Raw genomic sequence first — 18,682 nt, forward strand, 5'->3', positions numbered from 1 at the left:
AAATAATAATTTGCTGTACTTTTGCAAATTGTTTTTCAGAATATTAACGAGACTATATAGAATAGATTATGTTGACAGCAAAAGAAATCCGTGAATCATTTAAAGACTTCTTCGCTTCCAAGCAGCACCAGATTGTGCCTTCTGCTCCGATGGTTGTGAAGGGCGACCCTACATTGATGTTTACCAATGCAGGTATGAACCAGTTCAAAGATATAATCCTGGGGAACGTACCCCGTAAATATCCACGTGTCGCGGATTCACAAAAGTGTCTTCGTGTGAGTGGCAAGCATAACGACCTGGAAGAGGTAGGACACGATACGTACCACCATACCATGTTTGAAATGTTGGGTAACTGGTCGTTCGGCGACTATTTCAAACAGGAAGCGATTAACTGGGCGTGGGAATACCTGGTTGAAGTGTTGAAACTGAATCCCGACCGCTTGTATGCAACCGTGTTCGAAGGAAGTCCTGCCGAAGGTCTTTCCCGCGACGACGAGGCTGCCGGCTATTGGGAAAAGTTCCTGCCGAAAGACCATATCATCAATGGTAACAAACACGATAACTTCTGGGAAATGGGTGATACGGGTCCTTGCGGTCCTTGCTCCGAAATCCATATCGACCTCCGTCCGGAAGAGGAACGTGCCGCTATCCCCGGCCAGGACATGGTGAACAAAGACCATCCGCAGGTGATCGAAATCTGGAACTTAGTGTTCATGCAGTACAACCGCAAGGCCGACGGCTCGCTCGAACCGCTGCCTGCACGTGTGATCGATACCGGTATGGGATTCGAACGTCTCTGCATGGCTTTGCAGGGCAAAACATCCAACTACGATACGGACGTTTTCCAGCCGATCATCAAAGTGATTGCCGGTATGGCAGGTACTTCTTACGGCAAGGACAAACAGCAGGACGTGGCTATGCGCGTAATTGCCGACCATATCCGTACGATCGCCTTCGCCATTACGGACGGACAGTTGCCTTCTAATGCAAAGGCCGGCTATGTTATCCGCCGAATCCTGCGCCGTGCCGTTCGCTACGGCTACACGTTCCTGGATCGCAAAGAATCCTTCATGTATAAACTGTTGCCCGTGCTGATCGAAACAATGGGCGATGCCTATCCGGAACTGATTGCACAGAAGACGTTGATCGAAAAGGTGATCAAGGAAGAAGAAGAATCTTTCCTGCGTACACTGGAAACCGGTATCCGCTTGCTGGATAAAAAGATGGAGGAAACAAAGGCTGCCGGAAAGAACGTGATCAGCGGCGTAGATGCCTTTACTTTATATGATACATACGGATTCCCGTTGGATTTGACCGAGTTGATCCTTCGTGAAAACGGCATGGAAGCCAACATCGACGAGTTTAACGTCGAGATGCAGAAGCAGAAGGACCGTGCCCGCAACGCTGCCGCTATCGAAACCGGTGACTGGGTAGTGCTGAAAGAGGGCGGATCGAGCTTCGTCGGCTACGACCTGTTCGAATGCGATGCCGAAATCCTGCGTTATCGTCAGATCAAGCAGAAGAATAAGGTACTATATCAGATCGTTCTGGACCAGACTCCGTTCTACGCAGAGATGGGTGGACAGGTCGGCGATACCGGTTGGTTGATTGCCGATGACGAGACGATCGACGTGATCGATACGAAGCGCGAAAACAACCTGCCTGTACATCTGGTAGCTAAATTGCCGAAAGATGTAACGGCTACTTTCACCGCTAAGATCAACGAGAAGAAACGTATCCAGTGCGAATGCAACCACTCTGCCACTCACCTGTTGCACGAAGCGTTGCGTGAAGTGCTGGGAACGCATGTCGAACAGAAGGGCTCTTATGTTTCTCCCGACTCCCTGCGTTTCGACTTCTCCCACTTCCAGAAAGTGACGGACGAAGAAATCCGTAAGGTGGAAAAGTTAGTGAGCGAAAAGATCCGTGCTAACTATCCGCTGGAAGAGCATCGCAATATGCCGATCGCCGAAGCGAAGGCATTAGGCGCTATGGCTCTGTTCGGTGAAAAGTATGGCGATGAAGTTCGTGTGGTTAAATACGGTAACTCTATCGAGTTGTGCGGTGGTACGCATATCCCTGCAACCGGCATGATCGGTTCCTTGCGTGTGGTTGGTGAAAGCTCCATCGCGGCAGGTGTACGCCGTATCGAAGCGGTAACGGCCGAAGGTGCTGAAAACTACACCTTCATGTTGCAAGATTCCCTGCGTGAACTGCGTGCGATGTTCAACAATGTGCCGAACCTGTCTCAAACCATCAAGAAAGCTATCGAAGAGAATGCCGAACTGAAAAAGCAGGTAGGCGATTATCTGAAAGAAAAAGTTCAGCAGTTGAAGAAAGATTTGATTGCCAAAGCGGTTGAGCGTAACGGCGTGAAAGTCGTCGCATTCCGGGGCGAGGCCAATGTCGATGCTATCAAAGACTTGGCTTTCCAAATCAAAGGCGAAAGCCATACGGACGAAAAGGTCTTCTTTGTGGCAGGAATCAAAGACGGCGAGAAGTGCGCGTTGATGGTCATGCTGAGCGAAAAGCTGGTATCCGAAGGCTTGAATGCCGGCAAACTGGTGAAAGAGGCAGCGAAACTGATACAAGGTGGCGGTGGCGGCCAGCCTCATTTTGCAACAGCCGGAGGCAAGAATGTGGCCGGACTGGGTGAAGCTGTCGAACACATCCTGGACGCGGCCGGTCTGAAATAAGAAGAAAGAGATGTTTCCCCTGCAAGAAACTTTAGTTCCATGCCTATGAAACTTTAGTTCCATAAGCATGGAATTTTCTTTTCCTTGTTTTGATAATCGGATAACATATAATACCTTTGTCGTAACGATTATAATAAAAAAGGACATTATGGCCGCTCAAAAAGTAGTAATTAGCAAGGATCTCAAAGCCGATTTGCAGGCGTTCTTTGCTTCCATGAGTTATGATAAACTTTTTATCCTGACCGATACGAACACACAAGAAAAATGTTTTCCGCTGGTAAAAGATATTCCTGCCTTCCAGGATGCCCCGGTTATTACCGTAAAGGCGGGCGATACGCATAAAGACATTCAACAAGTCGCTTATATCTGGTCGCGTCTTTCGAATGAAGGTGCTTCCCGCAATTCACTTTTAGTCAATCTGGGCGGCGGTATGATTACCGATATGGGAGGTTTTGCTGGTGCGACTTTCAAACGCGGATTGCGGACCGTCAATATCCCGACTACCCTGATGGCCTCGGTCGATGCGGCTGTAGGAGGGAAGACCGGGGTTAACTTCAACGGTTTGAAGAATGAGGTCGGTTCTTTCTATCCCCCCGAATGCGTCTTTATCGATTGTGAGTTCCTGCGTACGCTCGATCGCGACAACTTGCTTTCCGGCTATGCCGAACTGATCAAACACGCGTTGATCAGTTCGATGGACATTTACGCCTCTGTCTTGTTGTTCGACCTCGATGCGAGGATCGATTATGCTTTCCTGAACAAGATGGTTGCCCAATCCGTAGCCGTAAAAGAGCGCATCGTGGAGGAAGACCCGAAAGAGCATGGCATCCGCAAGGCGCTGAACTTCGGTCATACGATCGGTCATGCCTATGAAAGCCTGTCGTTCAGGAAAAACCGCCCTTTGCTGCATGGGCATGCGGTTGCTGCCGGTATTGTCAGCGAATTGTATCTGTCTCATAAAGTATGCGGTTTCCCGATGGAGAAACTGAGCCAGGTCGTTTATTATCTGAAGGAGTATTATCCGGCTTTCGTGTTCGATTGCAAGGATTACGATACCTTGTATGAACTGATGACGCACGATAAGAAGAATGAGGCGGGGATTATCAACTTCACCTTGCTTTCGCAAGTGGGTGATGTTCAGATTAATCAGCAGGTAAGCAAAGAGAAAATCCTCGAATCCTTGGATTTTTATCGTGAAAGCTTTGGAATATAACGAAAAATATTTACCTTTGCAGCCGTAAAACAAAGCGGGGTGTAGCTCAGCCCGGTTAGAGTACGCGTCTGGGGGGCGTGTGGTCGGAAGTTCGAATCTTCTCACCCCGACATAGCTGAGTAAATATAAAAGGTTTGCAAGAAATTGCAAGCCTTTTTTGTGGTTTGTAGGAAGCGGTAAAAAAGAAAAACCGGCATAAGCATAACAATTGTTACGACTATGCCGGTTTTTTAGAATATGTCATCATCCGGATTCTTACCAGGTGATCTGCGGTAAGAATTTGGAAATCGTTTTCTTCAATTCGACGATGTTGATGGGCTTGGTGATAAATCCATTGCTTCCGGCAGCACGGGCAGCTTCCATGTCATTTTCGAAGGCATAAGCAGACTGCATGATGATCGGGATGTTCGTGTCTTTTTTCCTAATCTCTTTCAGCGCTTCTATGCCGTTCATCTCCGGCATTTTTATATCCAGCAAAATCATATCGGCTCCCTTTTCTTCAAAGACTTTCAATAGCTCCAAGCCGGTTCTGGCCTGAAGAACGTTACAGTGTCTTTTTAAAATGGTTTTTAATAGCAGGAAATTGCTTTCCTCGTCTTCTGCGATCAGAATAGTTACATTGTAGTTATCTTCGTTCGTGCCCATATCTTTTATATTATCTGTGAACAAATTTCAGCATTAATTTTCACATAACCAAATAGAATAGAACTTATTCTATATTTAGTGAGTCGATTGTACTAACTTATCATGAAATATTGTAAATCCGGGATTGTATTCATTTTTCATGTTTATTGAAAATAAAAGGTCCGAAAGGTTGAAAGATCCGAGGATGTTTGTATATTTAGTGCATTAAACGAAGCAGCGAGGTTAAACTTACCGCTTTCGGGAATGGTTATTTATGAAGAACAAGTATAACTTTAAAATCAAACATCATGGGAAAGAGTCAATTAATTCACAACAATGAGTTTCATTTGATCAATAAAGCTGAAATTCGCAAGGCTACAGGTAAATTGGTAGAAGCATTGAATCTGGCTGCAGGTTCAACGGACGGATTCGATATTTATAAAGTAGTGGATGCCTATTTTACGGACTTGGACAAGCGTCATGAAATAAATGCTTTGCTGGGTATCGGTGAAAGTTGTCAATATTACGGTGAGCAGGAACAAGTAGAGGAAGTGATCAAGGAGGTGGACTAAGAGAACTTTCTCTATTCTTTTTTTCAAGCAATAAAAAAGGAGATATCCGGGTGGACATCTCCTTTTATTTTATCTGAATTGACGGATCTTATTTACCAGCCAATTTTTCTTTCAGAGCAGCGAGTTCTTCAATGTCACCCAGTGTAGTCTTTTCAACCGGACCGGTTACCATTGCAGATTCTTCTTCTTTCTTGCCACCGCGTTTTGCAGATGATTTCTTTTCGCCAGTTTCTTTCTTAGCGCCTTTCTGTTCATCTTCGAAGATACGGCTGTGAGAAAGGATGATTCTCTTAGCTTCCTTGTTGAATTCGATTACCTTGAACTGCAGTTTTTCGTCTACAGCAGCCTGAGAACCGTCTTCTTTTACCAGGTGTTTCGGAGTTGCGAAACCTTCTACGCCGTAGGGCAGAGAGATTACAGCACCTTTATCCAGCACTTCGATGATTGTTCCTTCGTGGATAGAACCTACAGTGAAGATTGTTTCGAATACATCCCAAGGATTTTCTTCCAGCTGTTTGTGGCCTAAGCTCAAACGGCGGTTTTCTTTGTCGATTTCCAGAACCTGAACTTCGATTTCTGCACCGATCTGAGTGAATTCCGACGGATGTTTGATTTTCTTTGTCCAAGACAGGTCAGAGATATGGATCAAGCCGTCTACGCCTTCTTCGATTTCTACGAATACACCGAAGTTAGTGAAGTTACGAACTTTAGCCATGTGGCGTGAACCTACCGGGAAGCGAGATTCGATATCTTCCCATGGGTCGGCTTTCAGCTGTTTGATACCCAGAGACATCTTACGTTCGTCGCGGTCCAGAGTCAGGATAACAGCTTCGATTTCGTCACCAACTTTCATGAAGTCCTGAGCAGAACGCAAGTGCTGTGTCCAAGACATTTCAGAAACGTGGATCAGACCTTCTACGCCCGGAGCGATTTCGATGAATGCACCGTAGTCAGCCATAACGACAACTTTACCTTTAACTTTGTCGCCAACCTTCAGGTTTGTATCCAAAGCATCCCATGGGTGCGGAGTCAGCTGTTTCAAGCCGAGAGCGATACGTTTCTTTTCGTCGTCGAAGTCAAGGATAACCACGTTGATCTTCTGATCCAGCTGAACGATTTCTTCCGGATGAGAAACACGGCCCCAAGAGAGGTCTGTGATGTGGATCAAACCGTCTACGCCACCCAAGTCGATGAATACACCGTAAGAAGTGATATTCTTAACCGTACCTTCCAGTACCTGGCCTTTTTCAAGTTTGGAGATGATGTCTTTCTTCTGCTGTTCAAGTTCAGCTTCGATAAGAGCTTTATGAGATACAACAACATTCTTGAATTCCTGGTTGATCTTAACGATCTTGAATTCCATTGTCTTACCTACAAATACATCGTAGTCGCGGATCGGTTTTACATCGATCTGAGAACCCGGCAAGAATGCTTCGATGCCGAATACGTCAACGATCATACCGCCCTTAGTACGACATTTAATGTAACCTTTGATGATTTCGTCTTTTTCAAGAGCTTCGTTTACACGATCCCAAGAACGTGTAGCGCGTGCTTTCTTGTGAGACAGGATCAACTGTCCTTTTTTGTCTTCCTGGTTTTCGATGTAGACTTCTACTTCGTCACCAATTTTCAGGTCCGGGTTGTAACGGAATTCAGCCATAGATACAACGCCATCCGATTTGAAACCGATGTTCACTACAACTTCACGTTTGTTCATTGCAGTTACAGTTCCCATAACGACTTCTTTGTCCTTTACAGTGTTCAAAGTCTCGTCATACGTTTTTACAAGATCGTCCTTGCTTACTTCGCCGTAAGAATCGCCCTTTTCAAGAGCTTCCCAGTTGAAATCATCAATGGGTTGAATGTTCTTTAAATTTTCCATTCTCTAATTGTTAATACTTAAGTTTGTTTTAATTAGTAAGTTAGACATTATGTTGTCATCTCTCAAAAATCGGGGGCAAAGGTAATGCTTTTTTCTGACTTGCAAGGCTTTTTACATGGAAAAACAATCTTTTTGACTTGTAATACCGCTACTTACATCTTTTCTTTCTGAGACATTTGCCTTCTTTTGAATATTTGTCTGAACTTGTAGTCGACCCCTAACAGGATTAAGGCAAGCATCCCGATATAGGCATAGAATGGCAGTGTGCTCATATTGGGTATCTGTACGGATATTTTGGGGATGCCCATATAAAGGAATGAGGCGATCGCGATGCCGATCATTAGCAGCGAGGCTGCGATGACGGCAATCCATCCCCAGCGTTCGTCGCGCTTGCGTATCCGTTCGGCTTCGGCCATGATCTGCATCATCACGTTGGTACGGAATGAAGCGGGAAGTTCCTCTTCAGGCATCCGGCTAAACAGGTCTTTCAATATGTCATTCTTCTCGGTCATTTTATTGTTCCTCCATTCCTTTTAATACAACAAACAGTTTCTTTCGTATGCGATGCAATTTCACTTTTATATTAGAAGCAGTCAATCCGGTGATCGTTGCCACTTCGTCGATCGTCTTTTCTTTCATGTAAAAGAGCAGGATGATCGCCCGCTCGTCGGGTGGCAATTGGGCGAGGGCGGCATCGAGCATCTGTATTTGGTCGGAGCTGTCTGTCCTGCCAAGCGCTTCGGCCACTTCTTGTTCCGATACATTATTAATAACCGATTCCTCGATCGCCAGAAACTCGTGTTTCTTTTTCCGGGTCTCCGAGATAGCTGTGTTGTAGGCGATCCGGTAGATCCAGGTGGAGAAACTGCATTCTCCTTTGAACGAAGAGAGATTTTTAAACACCTTCATAAACACATCCTGCGCCAGTTCTTCCGCATCTTCCCGGTTTCTGACCACCTTTAAGATTAACGAATGAACAGGACGGCCGTATTTATCCAGAAGGCAGGCGAAGCATGCCGTATCTCCCGCTTGTATCCTTTGTATATAATATGTATCGGTATACAACTCCATCGTATTATAATGGACGCAAGCCGGGTGAATAGGTTACAACTTGCATCAATAAAAAAAATATTTTTTTCTTTCCTCCCTGTAACCTTTCGGAAAGAGATGCGTCAAAAGTAGCAAAGAAATTAATGAATCATTTAAAAAAGTACAGTTATGATGGATTTTATTGTTGTTCCGTTGACTACCGGAATTGTATTTGCAGCTATTTACGGTTTGTTTGAATTGTTCGTTCGCCGGAAAGAACGGTTGGCGATCATCGAGAAGATCGGGGATAAACTGGATGCTTCCGCATTCGAAGGAAAATTGGGATTGCCGAGTTATAGGGGAAACCGTATTTCTTTCAGCTCTTTGAAAGCTGGTTGCTTGTTGACAGGTATTGGGTTGGGATTGCTGGTCGGTTTTATCATTACCACTTCTGTCGGCATGGATAATATGATAGGCGTCACGAATGACGGTTGGCGTTCATGGTATCATAGTGATGTATCAGGGACTGTTTATGGCGCGTCAGTCCTTCTTTTTGGAGGTATCGGGTTATTGGTTTCCTTTATTATCGAAATGATAGTGGAAAAGAAGAGCAAGAAAGAATGATTTCTCTTTAATTCTTTATAAGGCACGGAGTTCACAGAAAGAAAATAAACTTATCCATGAATTCCGTGCCTGATTATTTATTCCCGGATCACGCCCCAACTAAGATTTACGGGGCCTAACAGTCCTGCTGGTTGTAACGGCGAATCTTTTCGGTAGTAATACCAGATCGAAAAGGTTTTTCTTCCTGTCGAAGGACGTGGTCGGTTTTGGATGAACCACTCCGGATAAGCCTTCATGGCACGTCCTAATTTCTCTCCCCGGTCTTGTCCCCATTCGAAGTCGGCAGGATATTGTTCATCCCCGATCAGGCGGTTCGCCCAGTTGTTGGTGACTGCGATTTCTATTTCATTCTCTCCCGTTTTTAACCAGGGCGTAATATCAGCCTGGTAAGGAGGATACCACAAGACGCCGGCATCCTTGCCATTGATCGTTAGTTCGGCGATATCGTTCAGTTCACCTAAATCCAAAGACACTCGTTTTCCCTTACCTAAAGCTGTTTCATCCAGCAAGACCGTTTTCTTGTACGTTGCTGTCCCTGCAAAATACCGGATAGCGGTGTCTGCAAGCAGGCTGAAGTCCGATAAGGTTGAAAACTCCCGCTGGAAAGGCTCTCCTAATTTGGGAACGAAAGAAATTTGCCAGGGACCTTTTATTTCCTGTGAAGCCTCTTCGTTTATTTGCACGGCAGGTTGTATCAGTGCCGTGTAGCCATTCTCTTTCTTCTCGGGGAGGACGAGGAAAAGGGATTCGTCTGCATTCAGTTTCAAGTTGACGAAGATAGAGTCGGATGTTTGCTTCCAATCGGCTGCCCGGCAGATAAGGCCTTTGTTCGGTAGCCATAATTCCGGCATTCTATCTTTCATGGCGAATGCAAAAGTACGGGTTTGCACGGAGTCTGACGGGTTGATGATAAAATATAAATCGGCATCGCTGGTTTTCCGGTGCAATACTGTTTCGTCGGTGGATATGAATGTCCCTTGTTGCAATAGCATCTGGCAGCGGGCGAGATAAGTGAAGAATGCCCTTCCCGGTTTGATCCAGGTCTGATGCCGTCCGAAATGCGTTCCCCACCAACCCATCCCCATGCCCGGTTGATATGAGTCGTTAAAAGGCTGATGCACCCAATGATGCAGGAAAAGCTGATTGGCCCCGGAGGCAAAACTGCCGTCGGCGGTATGTTTCAGAAAAGCCGGATCTTCCGTGTACTGGCTGATCTCGGGACGTCCGGTAAAGGCTTCGGCGGCAACGATCTTCTTTCCGTATACCCGTGCTGCTTTGGGGATCGTATTCCAGATAGCCCCTTTGCCGCCTGTCCAGAACTCGCCCATCGGGACGTCGGGGATAGCTACTGATTCGAATGAGTTGAACGGACCGGAATAAGGTTCCCAATAGAAAAGCAGCCCGGCTTCGTTTATCATTTGTTTGGCTATTTTCCAACCGTTGTCGATATAGAGGCGGCTGACGACTTCTTTGTAATCCTCCGTAAACAGTTTTACGTCGTCACGCTCTCCTGCATAATTCCGCAACGCAATCCAGGGAAGCGGATCATATCCTTTCAAACGGATGAAATCGTTTCGGAAGCCGGGAGTCCAATCCTGATTGCCTGCTTCATAACTATCGATCAGGATATGTGTGAATGAATCGCCGATATACTCCTTCAGATGCTCTTTCAGCGGGTCCAATACCGACCGCCAATGATAGGCCATCTGTTCACGGCTCATCTTGTCGGCTTCCAAAGCATGTCCGATCAGATCGTCCGGTAACGGATGCGGGTTGGACATCGTTGGCGCATGCCCGATCCGGTAGACTGTCCAACGCCCGGCGGGAGCCTGCCATCGAAGTATTCCTGCCGTATCCATCGCTTCCGATAGATTTATTATTTCATACGGTTTCACATCCGTCTTTTCGGGAACGGCCATGACCGCGACATCCCGGTAGAAAGTTGCTTGCCGGTGCGTGCTTCCCCATCCTTTATAGACCGGTAGTTCCGGTTTCGGAAGAACCGTTTCGATGAGGCGGCTACCTTGCAGGTTTGTCCGGCTGGAAACAATCTGCTGCATACCTCTTTCTTCCGTGATCCAAGGACCGCCTGAAGTGGAATAGCCGGGTGTACTCTGCAAGCCCAGTTTCAGGCCTAACCGTTTTGCTTCGGAAGCTGCAAACCGGAGGGCGTCCCAATAAGCCTCGCTTCGGAAAGTCTGTTCGGGCCAGGGGTTATTCTCTGTCGGAGCATGCGATTCCTGTACCGCTGAAGCAAGGTTGAATATTGTCGCTCCACCGATTCCGGCTTCTTTCATCGCTTCGAGATCTTTCGTGATCCCTTCTTTAGAGAAATTACTGCCCATCCAATGCCACCAGACATAGGGCTTATAGCAATCTGCCGGTTGCTTGAATTGTTCGGCTAGCGTGCGGAGCGGTTCGGACGTGCCGGTCTCCGGTTGTTTATCCGGCATACAAGCGGCGAACAGGCATATAAGCGGGAGGATGAAGATTGCCTTTTTCATTTTGCTTTTATTAGGCTTGTAAATTGTGTTCATGATATTCGATATGGATCTCTTTATTAAAAAGACCGGTATAAAGATAGGAAAGGAACAGGAACTTACCAATAAAGGACTGGCAAAAATAATCCCCGACGGTAACAGCTACCGCCGGGGATTGGTATTTTCAGGAATCTAAAAAGATTATTCTTTAGATTTCCACTCGTTGATCAGCTCGCTGATTGTTTCCTTCACCGACATGATACGGGTAGTCCGCCAAGCATTACTTCCGGCGAAAGCGTAACCGTTCTCAAAGTTTCCTTTGAAAGCGTTATACAAGGCAGTTACGATGCAATAAGGGCTTCGTGAGATGTCGCAAGTCTTGATGCAATTGAAGGGACAAGCCTTTGGCTGCTTCAATCCTTCTTTCACTTTCTGCAAGAAATTGCAGTGGATGGCTCGTCCCGGCATACCGACAGGACTTTTGATGATCTCGATGTCCTTTTCTTCCGCTTTGATGTAGCTCTCTTTGAAAGCATCTGAGGCGTCGCACTCGGTAGTGGTGACGAAACGGGTTCCTAATTGAACGCCTGATGCTCCAAGGTCCATCACGCGTTTGATATCTTCACCCGTGTAAATGCCTCCTGCTGCAATTACCGGGATTTTCTTGTTATATTTCTGTTCAAAGTGGGAAACTTCTTCCACTACCTGGGGCAGCAGTTCTTCCAGTGAGAAATGTTCGTCTTCCAGCTGGTTCTCCTTATATCCTAAGTGACCGCCTGCTTTCGGGCCTTCCAGTACGACTGCATCCGGAAGATAGTCGTAATTGTTTTTCCACTTTTCGCAGATGATCTTTGCGGCACGTGCGCTCGATACGATAGGAACCAACTTTGTTACACTGTCTTTCTTAAGGAAAGACGGCAGGTCCAAAGGAAGTCCGGCGCCGCTGAAGATGATGTCTACTTTTTCTGCGATACTGGTTTTCACCAATTCGGCAAAGTCTGAAAGAGCGACCATCACGTTCACACCGATAATGCCTTTAGCCTTTTCACGGGCTTTCCGGATCTCGGCTGCGAGGCCCAGATTGCCGGCTTCGGTGTAGTTGGGAGAAAGTTTTTTATATAAGAGACCGAGACCGGCGGCGGAGATAACGCCAATCCCACCTTCATTTGCAACGGCTGAGGCTAAGCCGGATAGAGAGATTCCTACGCCCATTCCACCTTGGATGATTGGAATGCGGGCTTTCAGATCTCCGATTGTTAATGTCTTCATGTAAGTAAAATATGTAAATAAAAATATATGTGGCAAAGGTAGCACAATAAACCAAAGAATGTGCAAAATCAACCAATATTGTTGCACAAATAAATAATAATTGTGCATTGATGTCTGTGGAAATAAAAAAAGGCAGAATTTATCTGCCTTTACATGGATTCGTTATTTAACTTATTTGACAGGGATATAGCCTACCTGTTTCACTGTTGCCTGTCCTTCTGCCGATAAGATATAGTCGATGAAGGGTTTCACTTTGCCTTCATTTTTTGTATCGTAATAGTAGAATAGCGGACGAACGATCGGGTACGCCTTGCTTTTTGCATTCTCAAAGGAAGGTTCGGTGAATGTTTTGCCTGCATCGTAAGAAACATGTACCGGTTTCACCTCCTTATTGATGTAAGCCAGACCGACGTAGCCGATTGCACCTTTCGTCTGGCTGACAGACTGGATGATGGCTCCTGTTGCGGGCATACTGAGGATGCCGTTCATATAGTTTTTGTTCTTCAGGACGCTTTCCTTAAAGAACTCGTATGTCCCGGAAGAAGTTTCGCGCGAATAGGCTACGATCTTCATGTCGGCGCCACCCACTTCTTTCCAGTTCTTGATCTTTCCGGTGAAAATACCTTCCAACTGTTCACGCGTCAGGTTGGATACTTTGTTGGACGGGTGTACGACTACCGCCAGCGCGTCGTAAGCGATCACCACTTCTTTCGTACTTTTCTTGGCTTCCTGCAATTTGACTTTCTCATCGAATTTCATCTTACGGGAAGACATGGCGATATCGGTTGTCCCTTCCATCAGGGCTGAAATACCGACACCGGAACCGCCTCCTGTCACTGTTATTTTAGCACCTTTATTTTTGTTGATGAAGTTTTCGGCTTCTGTCTGGCTCAGGGGAAGGCAAGTGTCACTTCCTTTGATTTTCTGGGCAAATACATTCGATACAAACATACAGGCGGCTACAGCAGCCATAACAATTGTCTTTTTCATTACTCTATTTTGAATTAATTTTCTGTATGCAAAGTAAATACAGTGGTATTGCAAGAGTGTGAAACAGATGTTACGTTTGTATTAAAACTTGTATTGCAGGCGCAAGGTGAACACGTCGTCTTTCCTGTCCTTTTCATATCCCTTTACGAAGTCGCTCTTTTCGTTGAAGTTGAATTCGTAATAGGCTTGCACGCGGATATGCTTGTTGAAACGGTACAAAGCGCCGATGCCGAAGGTACTTTGGGCGAGGTCTGTCTTGGAAGTCAGGCTATTTTCAACGCCGATTTCATTCCCTTTCAATTTGGTGTTCGGATCATAAGCGTCATATTTCAGGACGGCGGAGAATGGTGTGGTTCCGATGTCATGGACCAGATAGAAAAAATAGCCGATAAAAGGACGTTTGAACAGGGAGTTTTCCGGTTCGTTTGCCGGACGTGTTCCAGTGTTGGGGCTTTTGCTGCTGGTGGCGATGCCCGGTTGTGTACCTAACAATCCCTCACCGCGCAGGGTTGTCGTTCCCCAGCTGTTTTGGAAGGAGAACTGAGCGTCTATGCCGATGTACTCGCGTTTCATATATGTGCCGGTTTCTCCTTTGTCGACTGCTATGAATTTTTTGCCCTGAAGTTCGTAGGCCGTGGTGGTCGGGTTGTAGACGCCGCCATTGTAGTAGGAGGCTCCTAATCCCCACTTTCCCCAGTTGCCTATTTTCTTTTCGGCTCCTAAGCGGCCGATGAAGTCTTTGCGGCTGTCGGTTTCGCGGTTGATGCTGTTACCGGCGAACAGTCCGGCATCGAGGCGGAGAAAACCGATCGGGCTTGTCTCTTTGGCGCGGAGTGTCAGCATGGCACCCAGATCGCGTTCGTCCGGGAAGAAGTATTGGATAATGGTAGCACGCTCGGGTGATTCCAGTCCACTGGTCGAGTAGCCGATTTCGTGGCCGAAAGGACGGTTGAAAACACCCGCCATCAACTGGCTGCGTTTAGTCCAGGGATCTTTTATGCCGATGTAAAGGTCACGGAAGCTGACACCTTTGTCGTTGGCCTCGATCTGTACGGCGCCGGTTCCGATACCATCGTTATATTCGAATTTCAACCGTCCGCGGCGAATACCGAAACGGTTGAAACCTTTGTCTTCATGTTCGTTCTTGTCGCCTACTTTCAAGGTGGCGTCTTCCTGGCCATATTGGAATTGTCCCTGGATATAAGCGGATACTTTGAACTTGCTGAGTTTACGGACAATTTTATCCAGAGTCGTCGTCTCCTGCGAAAGCGAATCGACACGAGCATTCAGCTTTTCTATTTCCTGGGCTTCCTGTGCCTTCATCGCAAACGGAAGCAGCGCCAACAGACCAAGCGCAATAATCTTTCCTGATTTCATTCCTAACTTTTTGGACTCTATAATTTCGTTTGCAAAGGAACAAGAATGCTGTTTCGCATTTACGACATATGTGTTACATTTGTGTTACAAGTTACCGATGACATGGCGGGTGTTCTCAGCCCGCTTTTCAAGTTCCTTGATTGTTAATGTTATAACTTTGCCTATCGGTTGATTGTTCCGGTAGGTCACGATACGCAGCCAGGTTGCATTTTTCGGAATACGGAGCGGCGCTTTATATTTCGGAGTGAAGCTATCGGGATCCGTATTATCGAATGTATAGTAAATATCGAGGTTGCCCGGTTCACTGTCCAGTCTGATCTCCAAAGCTCCGTCTTCGGTATAGTAGGGAGTGATGATTGCATTGTACATGCTGCGTGCATAGTTGACCTGTGCCCGGTCTGCCCGTACGAAATGTTGTTCGACACGCGGCCAGAACTTATCCCAATCCGTCTTGGACGGTCCGGTCCACAAGACTTCGGCAAGTGCCCATCCGCGCGGCCAGGTCATGTATTCGGCATGGTGGAAAGTGGGGACGGATTCAGCCCAGAGATTACCTTGTCCTCCTAATATCATCTCGGCCGGCACACTGTCGGGGACAGGGTTGAAACTGTAGGAATCTTTCAGGCGGCACATGGAGTAGGTGTCCGGTTCGACAGACGGCTCGCCTTGCCAGAGGTCGATATAGCAATGTTCGGCCGGTGTCATAATTACGTGATGACCGGCTTTTGCCGATTTGATTCCGCCTTCCATCCCGCGCCAGCTCATAACGGTAGCATCGGGAGCCAGTCCGCCGTCGATAATCTCGTCCCAGCCGATCAGCTTTTTCCCTTTTTCTTTCAGTATGCTTTCCATACGGTGGATAAAGTAGCTTTGCAGTTCGTTTTCGTTCTTCAGGTTTTCTGCTTTCATACGGGCCTGGCAACGCGGGCATTTGTGCCAGAACCCTTTGAAACATTCGTCGCCTCCGATATGGACATATTCGTCGGGGAAAAGGGCTGCCACTTCCGTCAAGACTTTGTCCATGAACTCGAAAGTGATGTCTTTACCTACACAAAGCGTATTTTCATCTTCTCCGTAGAACTTGTTGCCGACACCGACAGCCGCAGGTGCTTTCATACAAGCCAGATCGGGATAGGCAACGAGTGCAGCCAGGCTATGTCCCGGCACATCTATTTCAGGAATGACGCGTACGTAGCGTTCTGCTGCGTAGGCAAGCACTTCTTTCACGTCCTCCTGTGTGTAGAAACCTCCGTAACTCGCTTCCTCTCCCGGTTGTTGCGGTTCGCGCTGCCACCATTGCCCGACACGCGGAGCACGCCAGGCGCCAACTTCCGTCAGGCGTGGCAGAGATTTTATTTCCAGACGCCAGCCCTGATCGTCGGTCAGATGCCAGTGGAAGACATTCATTTTGTATTCTGCCAGTTCGTCGATGTATTTCTTCACTTCTTCTTTTGTGAACCAGTGGCGGCTGACGTCAAGCATAAGTCCTCGCCAGGCGAACTGCGGTTTGTCGGTGATGTCGGCGCATGGAATCGTCCAGTCGATATCTTTTTGTTCCCGGTTGCTTTTTATTTCGGGGGGAAGCATCTGCAGTAAAGTCTGTACTCCGTAGAAGATTCCGGCCGGTTGGTTGGCGGTGATGACGATATCACCGTGTTTTACCTGCAAGCGATATCCTTCTGTTCCGAGATCAGCACTATCGGTCAGCTTAAACTCAATGTTGCCGTGTTTCTCAACCGGAACTTGAAAGCCTGTTGCGGGTGCGACCTTATTATTGAAGTAACGTGCGATTCCTATTAATTGAGGATTGGAAGCGTCGAGAGTGATAGCTGCCCGGCGAGTCAGTTTGAAGTGATCTGTTCCGACCGTCATTTCTTGGGGTTCAGGGATCAATGCAAGGGCGTGATTCGGAATGTTTTTGTGGGAACAAGAGCTAAATCCCAATATAAGACTTGCTGTAGCGAAGATAAATAGCAACTTTTTCATGAAGCAGTGTACTTGTTTATTGTTTAAGATGCGAAGATAGAGATTCTATTTCACAAAGCCAATCCTTGGTCGGGGTTTATCGTTCGAGGCCTTTTTACTTTGCAACTCGGCAAGCGTTTGGTTTATCAGCTCCAACTGTATGCGTGTATCTTCGTTGATGTCGTTGTAATCGGTGAAAGCCTCTTCGATATATTCTTTGAGTTCTTTTACTTCCTGTTGGAGTAGGGTAAATTTGTCTATGGGTGGGCTTACTATAAGTTGTCTCATAGCAACAAAAGCACGAATGATACTTCGGTTGGTTTCAATTGCTAATTTAGAATTAAGCACACCACTTAGCATGGCAACTCCAAATTCAGTGAAAGCAAAAGGAGCATATTTAAAATTATAGCCTCTTCCTTTCTTCAAGGTCGCAAATTGCGACCTTGAAAACGCTCTAAGTTTGCGTAAAGCAAGAAGCTGAGGTTAATTTATATCTTTGTTGTATGAAGAAACTAAATTAACCGACTAACGGAAGTACACTAATGGAAAACGATAGTCTTTAAAGACTAGTTATTGTAACAGACTTCCGTTAGTCAAGCAGGCAAAGACTAAATAGATTATTGATATATAATAGGATATCATTTAGAGTAGTAGCCCATTCCTGCTTTCGGTTAATCCAAAAACAATATAAAGGTATGAATAAATTATTTATCGGGATTGATTTCTCCAAGAAAAAAGTAGATGTAAGTGTGATAGAGAAAGAAAACATATCTTCAGGTGTCCACCGTGAGTTCAGTAATGATGTTGCCGGACATGAGAGTCTGTTGGCATGGCTTTGTGATAGCTATCCGCAGACAGGCAAAGATCAGATGCTCTTTTGCGGTGAGAACACGGGACTTTACAGCGTTTGTTTGAGTAACACTCTCGCGCACGAGGGTTATACACTGTGGCTGGAACATCCTTACAGGATCAAACACAGCAGCGGCATGCAACGCGGGAAAAACGATAAATTGGATTCATTGCTGATCGCACAATACGCTTGCCGTTTCGAGGATATGGCCAAGGTCTATACCCCCAATACGGAAACCATCCGGGCGCTGCACTCATTTTTCACATTCCGTGATTTATTGGTGAAAATGAAAAATGAAGCATTGGTACATGCCAAAGAACTCCATTCGGTCCTAAAAGGGAATCACGCAACAGATTACATATATCAACATAGCCTGACACAAGTGGATAACTTGAACCGTGAAATAAAAGATGTGGAAAAGGAAATAATGGATCTGATCAACAGTGAAGAGGAGATCAAAAACAATTATGAGCGTATTACATCCATCAAAGGCGTGGCTTTTGTCAACGCCCTTGCTTTGATCGTTTATACCGAAAACTTCACCTGTTTTGACGATCCGCGCAAGCTGGCCTGCTATGCGGGAGTGGTACCGTTCCAACGAACCTCCGGCTCCAGTGTCAAAAGCAATGCCAAGACAAGTGGATTTGCCAATAAAAAACTAAACACGCTACTCACCCAAGCGGCACGAACCGCTGCCATACATGATCCAATATTAAGAGAATATTACAGGCGCAAAAGAGAAGAGGGGAAGCATCATAATTTAGTTATAAACAATATTAGAAACAAACTGATACATCGAATCTGTGCATTGGTCAGGAACCAAACTTTCGACCAAACGGCTTAGATTTTTGCAATATTCTTAATTTGTTTTAAAATCTTTCCGTTTATTTGGTTGGGAACATAGATTACAATGAGTTCTTCTTTGTTGAGTTCAAACATAAAATCGTCTCCTTCAAAACGTTCCATGTTCCGCCTGACTGCTTCTTTCAATCGTTTGGTTTCTACCTGGTACATTTCAGCCAGATCAAAGTCCAGCATGACCTTGTACCCCCTAATTTCATAAATCTTGTTCTGGATAATTTCTAATTCTTCCATATCTCTTATATCTGTT

Annotated in this window: 15 protein-coding genes, 1 tRNA gene and 2 pseudogenes; 7 read left to right on the plus strand and 11 right to left on the minus strand. The window is 46.1% G+C overall.

Annotation, left to right across the window (positions count from 1 at the left end; translation table 11 throughout):
* Positions 1-68 precede the first annotated feature (68 nt).
* The 3 genes from alaS (at position 69) to ACPYIV_RS18920 (ending at position 4,019) form a co-directional block, all read left to right on the plus strand.
* Entirely contained in the window at positions 69-2,696 is a 2,628-nt protein-coding gene (gene alaS, locus ACPYIV_RS18910) for an alanine--tRNA ligase (RefSeq protein WP_425884597.1), read from the plus strand.
* Between the two features lie 148 nt (positions 2,697-2,844).
* Positions 2,845-3,909 carry a 3-dehydroquinate synthase gene (aroB, locus tag ACPYIV_RS18915; protein WP_425884599.1) on the plus strand — a complete coding sequence of 355 codons (1,065 nt, stop codon included), beginning with the start codon at positions 2,845-2,847 and terminating at the stop codon, positions 3,907-3,909.
* Positions 3,910-3,944: 35 nt separating this feature from the next.
* A tRNA-Pro gene (locus ACPYIV_RS18920) sits at positions 3,945-4,019 on the plus strand.
* A gap of 145 nt (positions 4,020-4,164) precedes the next feature.
* On the opposite strand, the gene ACPYIV_RS18925 is transcribed toward ACPYIV_RS18920, so the two are convergent.
* Positions 4,165-4,554, minus strand: a complete 390-nt coding sequence (locus ACPYIV_RS18925) for a response regulator (protein ID WP_293733467.1) — start codon at positions 4,552-4,554, stop codon at positions 4,165-4,167.
* Between the two features lie 287 nt (positions 4,555-4,841).
* Between ACPYIV_RS18925 and ACPYIV_RS18930 the strand changes: the two genes are divergently transcribed.
* Positions 4,842-5,105, plus strand: coding sequence for a hypothetical protein (locus tag ACPYIV_RS18930; RefSeq protein WP_293733468.1), 264 nt, complete (start codon positions 4,842-4,844; stop codon positions 5,103-5,105).
* Positions 5,106-5,193: 88 nt separating this feature from the next.
* On the opposite strand, the gene rpsA is transcribed toward ACPYIV_RS18930, so the two are convergent.
* From rpsA to ACPYIV_RS18945, 3 genes are all read right to left on the minus strand, one after another.
* Positions 5,194-6,987, minus strand: a complete 1,794-nt coding sequence (rpsA, locus tag ACPYIV_RS18935; RefSeq protein WP_293733469.1) for a 30S ribosomal protein S1 — start codon at positions 6,985-6,987, stop codon at positions 5,194-5,196.
* Positions 6,988-7,139: 152 nt separating this feature from the next.
* Positions 7,140-7,499 (minus strand): hypothetical protein, encoded by a 360-nt coding sequence (locus ACPYIV_RS18940; protein ID WP_425884602.1) that lies wholly within the window; start codon positions 7,497-7,499, stop codon positions 7,140-7,142.
* Position 7,500: 1 nt separating this feature from the next.
* Positions 7,501-8,058, minus strand: coding sequence for an RNA polymerase sigma factor (locus ACPYIV_RS18945; protein ID WP_425884604.1), 558 nt, complete (start codon positions 8,056-8,058; stop codon positions 7,501-7,503).
* 147 nt (positions 8,059-8,205) lie between these two features.
* On the opposite strand from ACPYIV_RS18945, the gene ACPYIV_RS18950 reads away from it, so the two are divergent.
* Positions 8,206-8,640, plus strand: coding sequence for a DUF6249 domain-containing protein (locus ACPYIV_RS18950; RefSeq protein ID WP_293733472.1), 435 nt, complete (start codon positions 8,206-8,208; stop codon positions 8,638-8,640).
* Positions 8,641-8,717: 77 nt separating this feature from the next.
* Here ACPYIV_RS18950 and ACPYIV_RS18955 read toward each other — a convergent pair whose 3' ends face one another.
* A complete protein-coding gene (locus ACPYIV_RS18955) occupies positions 8,718-11,144 on the minus strand; it encodes a glycosyl hydrolase (protein ID WP_425884606.1) in 2,427 nt (808 codons plus the stop codon).
* 31 nt (positions 11,145-11,175) lie between these two features.
* On the opposite strand from ACPYIV_RS18955, the gene ACPYIV_RS18960 reads away from it, so the two are divergent.
* Positions 11,176-11,316, plus strand: coding sequence for a hypothetical protein (locus tag ACPYIV_RS18960; RefSeq protein ID WP_301704488.1), 141 nt, complete (start codon positions 11,176-11,178; stop codon positions 11,314-11,316).
* 5 nt (positions 11,317-11,321) lie between these two features.
* Here ACPYIV_RS18960 and ACPYIV_RS18965 read toward each other — a convergent pair whose 3' ends face one another.
* The 5 genes and pseudogenes from ACPYIV_RS18965 to ACPYIV_RS18985 form a co-directional block, all read right to left on the minus strand.
* The gene (locus tag ACPYIV_RS18965; RefSeq protein WP_293733475.1) at positions 11,322-12,389 is read right to left on the minus strand and encodes an NAD(P)H-dependent flavin oxidoreductase; all 1,068 of its coding nucleotides are present in this window, start codon (positions 12,387-12,389) and stop codon (positions 11,322-11,324) included.
* 171 nt (positions 12,390-12,560) lie between these two features.
* Entirely contained in the window at positions 12,561-13,379 is an 819-nt protein-coding gene (locus ACPYIV_RS18970; protein ID WP_293733476.1) for a phosphate ABC transporter substrate-binding protein, read from the minus strand.
* An 81-nt stretch (positions 13,380-13,460) separates the two neighbouring features.
* Entirely contained in the window at positions 13,461-14,756 is a 1,296-nt protein-coding gene (locus ACPYIV_RS18975; protein ID WP_293733477.1) for a hypothetical protein, read from the minus strand.
* An 84-nt stretch (positions 14,757-14,840) separates the two neighbouring features.
* On the minus strand, positions 14,841-16,742 hold the full coding sequence (locus ACPYIV_RS18980; protein ID WP_301704490.1) for a beta-N-acetylhexosaminidase: 1,902 nt from the start codon (positions 16,740-16,742) through the stop codon (positions 14,841-14,843).
* A 45-nt stretch (positions 16,743-16,787) separates the two neighbouring features.
* Positions 16,788-17,165, minus strand: a pseudogene (locus tag ACPYIV_RS18985) (ORF6N domain-containing protein); the annotation flags it as partial.
* 251 nt (positions 17,166-17,416) lie between these two features.
* On the opposite strand from ACPYIV_RS18985, the gene ACPYIV_RS18990 reads away from it, so the two are divergent.
* A complete protein-coding gene (locus tag ACPYIV_RS18990) occupies positions 17,417-18,415 on the plus strand; it encodes an IS110 family transposase (protein ID WP_290092606.1) in 999 nt (332 codons plus the stop codon).
* Positions 18,416-18,483: 68 nt separating this feature from the next.
* Here the strand turns inward: ACPYIV_RS18990 and ACPYIV_RS18995 are convergent.
* Positions 18,484-18,666, minus strand: a pseudogene (locus tag ACPYIV_RS18995) (ORF6N domain-containing protein); the annotation flags it as partial.
* Positions 18,667-18,682 lie beyond the last annotated feature (16 nt).

Source organism: Parabacteroides vesiculifaciens, assembly GCF_049860805.1.
In the GTDB taxonomy this organism is placed as follows: domain Bacteria; phylum Bacteroidota; class Bacteroidia; order Bacteroidales; family Tannerellaceae; genus Parabacteroides.